At 69.1% G+C, this 7,848-nt stretch carries 8 protein-coding genes; 1 reads left to right on the top strand and 7 read right to left on the bottom strand.

The window, feature by feature from the left end:
* Nucleotides 1–7 precede the first annotated feature (7 nt).
* A complete protein-coding gene (locus tag ACWELJ_RS23460) occupies nt 8–1,108 on the top strand; it encodes a hypothetical protein (RefSeq protein WP_452368275.1) in 1,101 nt (366 codons plus the stop codon).
* Between the two features lie 57 nt (nt 1,109–1,165).
* Here the strand turns inward: ACWELJ_RS23460 and ACWELJ_RS23465 are convergent, their stop codons facing one another.
* The 7 genes from ACWELJ_RS23465 to ACWELJ_RS23495 all read right to left on the bottom strand — a co-directional run.
* A complete protein-coding gene (locus tag ACWELJ_RS23465) occupies nt 1,166–1,534 on the bottom strand; it encodes a hypothetical protein (RefSeq protein ID WP_452368276.1) in 369 nt (122 codons plus the stop codon).
* A gap of 645 nt (nt 1,535–2,179) precedes the next feature.
* Entirely contained in the window at nt 2,180–3,631 is a 1,452-nt protein-coding gene (locus ACWELJ_RS23470; RefSeq protein WP_452368277.1) for a DUF222 domain-containing protein, read from the bottom strand.
* A gap of 142 nt (nt 3,632–3,773) precedes the next feature.
* Nucleotides 3,774–3,995, bottom strand: coding sequence for a hypothetical protein (locus ACWELJ_RS23475; RefSeq protein ID WP_452368278.1), 222 nt, complete (start codon nt 3,993–3,995; stop codon nt 3,774–3,776).
* 26 nt (nt 3,996–4,021) lie between these two features.
* Nucleotides 4,022–4,393 (bottom strand): cobalamin biosynthesis protein, encoded by a 372-nt coding sequence (locus tag ACWELJ_RS23480; protein ID WP_452368279.1) that lies wholly within the window; start codon nt 4,391–4,393, stop codon nt 4,022–4,024.
* Complete coding sequence (locus tag ACWELJ_RS23485) at nt 4,380–5,774, bottom strand: cobyrinate a,c-diamide synthase (RefSeq protein ID WP_452368284.1); 1,395 nt, start codon at nt 5,772–5,774, stop codon at nt 4,380–4,382. Before ACWELJ_RS23485 ends, ACWELJ_RS23480 begins: the two co-directional genes overlap by 14 nt.
* Nucleotides 5,775–5,785: 11 nt before the next feature.
* Complete coding sequence (gene cobO, locus ACWELJ_RS23490; protein ID WP_452368280.1) at nt 5,786–6,406, bottom strand: cob(I)yrinic acid a,c-diamide adenosyltransferase; 621 nt, start codon at nt 6,404–6,406, stop codon at nt 5,786–5,788.
* 108 nt (nt 6,407–6,514) lie between these two features.
* Nucleotides 6,515–7,848, bottom strand: a 1,334-nt coding sequence (locus ACWELJ_RS23495) for a VWA domain-containing protein (RefSeq protein WP_452368281.1), incomplete at its 5' end; no start/stop codon positions are given.

Below are 7,848 nucleotides of genomic sequence, written 5' to 3' on the forward strand. Positions count from 1 at the left end.
CGACGACATGATCGGTCCGCTGGACGAATACCCCATTCACCAGACCCCGCTGCCGATGGCGCGGGTGGCGAGCAGCGATCGGAACTTCTACGACCGCAGCTACTACAACGCCATCCAGACCGGCGGGGACACCATGCTCATCACCGGGTTCGGCGTGTACCCGAACCTGGGCGTGACCGACGCCTTCGCCACCGTGCGCCGCGGCGACACCCAGCGCGCGGTCCGCTTCTCCGACGCCCTCGAACAGCGCGGCCTGGACCTCGCGGTCGGCGGCTACCGCATCGAGGTGATCGAGCCGCTGCAGAAGCTGCGCGTGGTCTGCGAGCACGACGACCTGTCGTTCGACCTCACCTGGGAAGGCGCCCATCCCGCGGTCGCCGAGCAGCCGCACACCATCATCACCAAGCTGCACCGGCCCATCATCGACGCGCAGCGCTTCGCCCAGGTCGGAACCTGGTCGGGCACACTGAATGTCGACGGCGACGACTTCGCCATCGATCCCGCCGTGTGGTGCGGCACCCGCGACCGCTCCTGGGGCATCCGGCCCGTCGGCGACGCCGATCCGGCCGGGCGGGTCGCCGACGAACCGTCCGAGGGCTTCTGGTGGCTGTACGTGCCGCTGAAATTCGACGACTACTCGATCATCGTCATCGTGCAGGAGGAGCCCAACGGCTTCCGCACCCTCAACGACGCCACCCGCGTGTGGCACGACGGGCGCGTCGAGCAGTTGGGCTGGCCGCGCGTGCATCTCACCTACAAGTCCGGCACCCGCATCCCGACCGCGCTGCGCCTGGAACTCGCCACGCCCGACGGCAAGCCGCTGGAAGTCGAGGTCGAGGCCGGAACCTTCATCGCGCTCAACGCGGGCTGCGGCTACGGCGGCGACCCCGACTGGCTGCACGGGCAGTGGAAGGGGCGCGGCTGGTCCGAGAGCAAGCTCTACGACCTGACCGATCCCGCTGTGGCCGGCCGCATTCCGTTCGGTGTCATCGACCACGTCGGCAAAGCGCGCTGCGGCGACGACGAAGGGTGGGGCTTGTTCGAACACGGCACCATGGGTCGGCACGACCCGACCGGGTTCGCCGATTGGGGGTCTGTCGCGCCCTGATCGTGTGAAGTCGCAGCCCTCGCCGGTACCCAACCAGTCGGCGGGGGCTGCGGTGTGTCAGCCGTTCGGCCACCAGTAGTGGTAGACGATGTAGAGGCTCAGGAGTAGGCCTGGGAAGAAGATCAGTGCGCCGATCGGGATGCCCACGGACGGGCGCCAGCCTCTCCTGCGGGCCATTCGTCCGATCTGCCAGGTGGCTGCTCCTCCTGCCGCCCATACGTATAGCGGGAACGCGCCGATGGTCAGGGTGATCCATGGTGGGCAGGGGTGGCGCCAGCCGCAGTAGGCGGGGACGCCGTCCAGATCGCTGATGATCAGGAAGGTCAGGAAGGCCGAGCCGCAGAAACCCAGGAGTCCCCAGAAGCGCCACCAGGTGAGGAAGGTGCGCCAGCGGTCCGGGGTGAGGGTGGGGGTGGGGTCGGCCACATGGCACAAGATAGATCGGGAAAGGCCGGAGGCCAAAGACCAAAGCGAACAAAGATGAAAGACGCCTGGAGGAGGGCGGTGGCCGCTCTTGCGAAGACCCCTCACCTACCAGCCTCCGCCGGTGGGGCAGGAAAAGGAAGAGAGTTGGCCAGGTTCAGGAGGCCGCCTCACCTACCAGCCTCCGCCGGTGGGGACAGGAAAAGGAAGAGAGGGTGGCCGGGTTCAGGAGGCCGCCTCACCTACCAGCCACCACCAGTGGGGACAGGAAAAGGAAGAGAGGGTGGCCGGGTTCAGGAGGCCGCCTCACCTACCAGCCACCACCGGTGAAGACAGGAAAAGGAAGACAAGGTGGCCGAGTCTGTTGGGCCGCCTCACCTTCCAGCCCCCTCGAGGTTCGGCCGTGCATCGTCCCGGTGTAGGGGAAAGGCAGCGGGTGGGCTTGGTTTCGAAGAGTTCGAAATGGTTGATGTCTCGAGGTCTTTGGGTTCTTGTTCTTGTCTCGAGTTGGTGATGCGTGCGGTCTGTGTGCTGGGATCGCAGGCTGACGGATCCCGGCCCGGCGTCAGCCCCAGTCCGGCAGGGCAGGCGAGGCGACCACACTTCCCGTTGTTTTGCGCACGCCAGTGCGACACGAGCAGCCGGGATTCACGCGGCCCGTGAGCGCCACGTTCGGCAACTGGAATCGATCGCAGCAGCGATCGCCTGCCCCACATGATGACGATCATTCACGTGCGGGGTACCAGTGGGATCAACACTCTTCGGCGCAATCCACCCCGTCCGGCCCGCATAGGGCGAGTCTTTACCCATCACAACGGTTTTCCAGCCGTCGGGGCCATCGTTGATCAACGCATGGCAGTGATCGCACGCGAGTGTGAGGTTGTTGATGTCGGTGGGACCACCCTTGGCCCAATCGGTGACGTGGTGCGCGGCGCACATGTTCGCGGGTTGTTCACACCCCGGGCGGGTGCACCCTTTGTCTCTGGCCAACAGGGCCAGGCGTTGGGCGCGGTTGGCGGTGCGGCGGGAACGCCGCAGGTACAGCGGCATTCCGTCGCCGTCGAGGACCGCGATGACCGGCTTGGTGCCTTCGGCCATCTTCAACGCTTCGTTGATGGAGATCTGGGTGCCCGAGCCGGTGGTGGCGACGCCGGTGCCGTTCTCGAGGTCGGTCAGGCTCATGGTGAGCACGACCTCGACGGGCAGGCCGCGGTGCATGCCGAGGGTCCGCATGTTCACACCCGGCTGTACCAGTGCGAGCAGCGCGTCGTGGGTGCGCTGACCCGCGTCACGACGGTCACGACGCGCAGCGGCGTCGAGAATGCTGTCGGCAATGAACCCACCCGTGGCAGAGGGGCTTTCGGGGTCCTCGACGTTGCACATGCCCGGCCGAGCCAGCTTGGCGAACACAGCGTCCAGACATGCCCGCAGCTCGGGGGTGATCCACCCTTCGATGCGCGACATGCCGTCCACACCGGGGCGGCACACCGTGATCCCGCGACGGCGACGACGGTCGGCGTCGGAGACGACCTTCCCGTCCGGATCCAGGCGCGCGAGGATGTCGCGCCCGATCTTCAACAGGTCATCGGGCCACCCGTTGCGCGAGTAGTCGACCAGGATCTGCTCGGCTTCCGCGCGAGCCTCGGTAGGCACGTCCACGGGCAGGTGGTTCATCACGTCCATGATGTGGCGCACGTGATCGCGGGAGATCTCGCCGGTAGCAAACGCTTCCGCGGTCACCGGCAATACCGGCGGGGCGACATGTCCGGTCTGTTGGACGAATTCGCCGCAGTGGTGGGTGATCTTCACCCGCACCGACGCGTCGTACCGCGACAGGCCGAGGGTGTGCCGAAGAAACGGCACCATCTTCCCGGCCCCACTACGTGAATGCAGGGACCTTTCCCCGGCTTCGATGATCAGGCGAGTATCCAATGCAGCCAATTGACGCTTGCACGTTTCCAGCTGCTGCATCAACGACACGACATCCTCGTCGGAGAAGTCGGTCATCTTCCCGCCCTGGATGGATTCGGTCAGGGTCGAGATCGTGGCCGCCAGTTCAGCGATACCGCAGTCCTCGAGTGTCACCCCATTCGAATCCATGCCTCTATTCTACCGTGATAAAAACGGCGTTCATAGCCGAATAACATTATGATGCAAGGCTTTTCAGTTCTCGACGGTTTCCTCGCCAACATACCGGCGATGACGCCCCGAGGCGTGCCAGTAGGCCCGCCCCGGGTTCATGTCACATCGAGCAGCAGCGCGTCATCATCGAGGTGGAGTCGGCGCTCACCGGCACGACCGCGTTCGTGGTGGCGGCCATATCGGGTGCGGCCATCACCATGGGCATCGCCGAACCGATCGCGCAGTGCCCGTTCTGGATCGCCATGATCGCGAGCAGCGCAGCCAGCACCACGACGAGCCGGGCGATACCGGCTCGGCGGACAGCGGGCGGGGCAGCGATCACACCGAAATACTCCAGGGTGTCGTAATTCAGGCTCTGTCGAACTCCACTGCGGCGATGACGATGCCGGACACCACGGTCTTGGCGAGCGTCAGATTCCCGCCTCCGCCGGCCAGTACGGCCGCGGCTTCCGCGACGCTCGCGGCGCCGACGGCTTCCGAAACCCGGCCCGACGGGTGGGGAACGGGCACGGCCGCCAATTCCGGAGCGGAGAACGCCATGGCCTCCGCGTTCAGCCGCGACGCCGCCTCGAGGAATCCTGGCTCACCGGCCCGCCGATCGATCGTGGCCAATCGGCTGATCGGCCTGTCCCCCAATACTTCCCGCACCGCCGCGACGAGAGAGTCGGCGGTCGTTCCGGGACGCAACCCGACTCCGACCGCCAGGTCAGACGGTGACATCGGTCCGGGCGAAATCGGCGGCCGCGGCGACGAACCGTCCGACGGCCGCCGGGTTCCCGGCCGGGTGGGTGTGCAGGTAGGAGGCGTGCACGCGGTGGAGGACCGCGCCTTCGCGAACCGTCTCACCGGCGGGTGAGCGCCAGGCCCAGGCGGATTCCGCCGAACCGGCGCCGGTGAGCCGGGTGCGGTGGAATTCGTGGCCGCGGACCCGCTCGCCCGCGCTCCAGAGCGGAGAGTCGGTGAGCGCCACCGCGTCTCGGTAGCCGAGGGTGAGACGCGGGCCGAATTCGGCGTCGACGTCGAGGACACCGGCCATGCGGTGACCGTCCAGGGTGCGGGTCAAGTAGAGGAGACCGGCGCATTCGGCGTGGATCGGGAGACCACGGCGGGCCTGGTCGGCGATGGCCGCCAGCAGCCCGGTATTGGCGGCGAGGTCGGCGGCGTGTTCCTCGGGGAAGCCGCCGGGGATGACCAATCCGGCTGTGCCGATAGGCAGTTCGTCACGCAGCGGGTCGAAGACGCGCACCTGCGCTCCGGCTGCCGCGAGCAGCTCGCGGTGTTCGGCGTAGCCGAAGGTGAAGGCCGGTCCCCCGGCGATGGCCACCACCGGGCCGGATTCCTGGACCGTCACTTCCTCGGCCGGATCCCACGCCGTGCCCCGCACGCTGGAGGCGGCCAGGGCGGCCACGGCATCCAGATCGATGTGCGCCGCGACGAGATCCGTCATGGCGTCCACGGCCGCCTGGGCGGCATTGCCGTGCTCGACCGCGGGGATCAGGCCGAGATGGCGTGAGGGCACGGATAATTCGGCCAGGCGAGGCAGAGCGCCCAGTACCGGCAGGCCCACCCGGGCGCAGGCGGCGCGCAGGACCTGTTCGTGGCGTTCGCTGCCCACGCGGTTGAGAATCACTCCGCCGAGACGGATTCCGCTGTCGTAGGTGGCGAAGCCGTGCAGCAGGGCGGCCAGGCTCTGGCTGTGGCCGCGGGCGTCCACCACCAGGATCACGGGCGCGCCGAGCATGGCCGCGATCTGGGCGGTCGAGCCCTCGGCGATCGGTTCGGTGTGGTGTTCGTCGATGCGGCCGTCGAACAGGCCCATGACGCCCTCCACCACCGCGAGATCGCTGTCGCGACTGCCGTGCAGGTACAGCGGTGCGATGCGGTCCGCGCCGACCAGGACCGGGTCCAGGTTGCGGCCCGGGCGTCCGGCGGCCAGGCCGTGATAGCCGGGATCGATGTAGTCGGGGCCGACCTTGAACGGCGCGACCCGGTGCCCGGCACGGCGCAAGGCGCCGATCAAACCGGTGGCCACCGTGGTCTTCCCGCTGCCCGAGGCGGGCGCGGCGATGACGACGGCGGGAGTGCTCGCCGGGCTCACCATGGCGGGCCCGCTCACCACTCGATGCCGCGTTGGCCCTTGCGGCCGGCGTCCATCGGGTGCTTCACCTTGGTCATCTCGGTGACCAGGTCGGCGGCGTCGATCAGGGCCTGCGGGGCGTCGCGGCCGGTGATCACCACATGCTGATTGCCGGGCCGGTCGCGCAGCGTCTCCACGACCTCGTCCACATCGACCCAGCCCCACTTGAGCGGGTAGGTGAATTCATCCAGCACATAGAAGCGATGCTGTTCGGTCTCGAGCCGGCGCCGGATCTCCTGCCAGCCCGCGGCGGCGGCGGCCGCGTGGTCGTCGTCGGAGCTCTGCTTGCGGGTCCAGGACCAGCCCTCGCCCATCTTGTGCCACTCCACCGCGCCGCCCGCGCCGGTCTCGTCGTGCAGCCGCCCGAGGGTGCGGAACGCCGCCTCCTCCCCCACCTTCCACTTCGCGCTCTTCACGAACTGGAACACCGCGACATCGAAACCCTGGTTCCAGGCCCGCAACGCCATCCCGAACGCGGCCGTCGACTTCCCCTTGCCGGGGCCGGTGTGGACCGCCAGCACCGGCTGGTTGCGCCGCTGCCGCGTGGTCAGACCGTCATCGGGAATGGATTCCGGGAGGGGAACACCCTTCGGCATCGCTGGAAGCTCCTTTCACCGCGGCCAGGCACACCGCTCTCGACGTTCACCGTGCCATATCCCGCTCAGCGGGCCGCACGGCGGTGGCCCGAGGGCGGGCATCCGTGCTCAGGCGGCGCGGGTCGCGCGCACCACGTGCGCCACGGCGTCGCCGGTGAGTTCGCCCAAATGCAGGTAGCCGCCGCGTAGTTCGGCGGCGATGTCGCGGGCCAGGCCGAGGCGGATCATGCCGCGCTCGCAGTCGACGACCATGGCGGTGACGGAATCGTTGGCGAGCATGCGGGCGGCGGCGCGGGCGCGCGGGACCGGGTCGGTGCCGCCGGTGGCGCGGCCGTCGGTGAGCAGGACCAGCAGGGGGCGGCGGTGCGGGTCGCGGGTGCGTTCGCGGCGGATCAGGTCGCGGGCCTTCAGCAAGCCTTGCGCGAGTGGAGTTTTGCCGCCGGTGCGCAGGTCGGCCAGGCGGCGGACGGCGATGTCGACCGAGGAGGTCGGGGGCAGCACCAGGTCGGCTTCCTGACCGCGCATGGTGATGACGGCGACCTTGTCGCGGCGCTGGTAGGCGTCGCGGAGCAGGGCGACGACGGCATTGGTGACGGCGGAAAGGCGATCGCGGGCGGCCATCGAGCCGGAGGTGTCCACGACGAAGACGACCAGGTTGCCCTCGCGGCCTTCGCGATACGCGCCACGCAGGTCGCCGGGGGCGAAGGCGAGGGGGCCGGACAGGCGGCCGCGTTCGAACTGGCGCGGCGCCGCGGCGAAGATGGTGCCCAGCAGGTGCAGGCCCGTGGAGGTGTCGTCGGTGGCGCGGACGATACGACCCTGGCGGGTGCGGGCGCGCGAGCGGCGGCCGGGGGCGCCTTCACCGACGCCGGGGACCTCCCAGCGTGGGGGTTTGGGGAGAGTGGCGGTGGGGGCGGCGGCGCTGCCCTCACGGGCGGGGCGGTCGGCCGCGGGGTTGCGGTCGGCGCGGTCGTCGGAGGGATTCCGGCCTCCCCCTGGAAGATTCGGGCCGCCCGGGGAACCGTCCTGCGAGTCCGCGCCGCCATTGGACGACTCCGGGCTGCCGTCGCGCGAGTCCGGCCCGCCGTCGAGCGAGTCCGGGCCGCCGTGACGATCGCCCGCCGGGGCCGAGTCGGCGGGGCTACCGCCATCTGGTGAGTTCTGTTCCGCGGCAGGCGAATCGGCGTCGCTCCCCTCGCCCTCCGCCGGATCCTGCGGTCCCGCGCCGTTCGGCGGGACCGCCTCACCTTTTCCCAGGCCGTCAGCTCCATCCCGCTCGGCGCGGGCGGCTTCGTCAGCGGCCTGCCGCATGGCGTCGTCGAGTTGGTCCTCGCTGATGCCGGGTTCGTCGAAGGGGTCGCCCTCGCCGGGTTCGTCGTCGTAGTCGTCGTACTCGTCGTCGTAGTCGTCGTCGGCATAGTCGCCTTCGGCGTAGTCGTCCT

The sequence above is a fragment of the Nocardia sp. NPDC004582 genome (assembly GCF_053602115.1).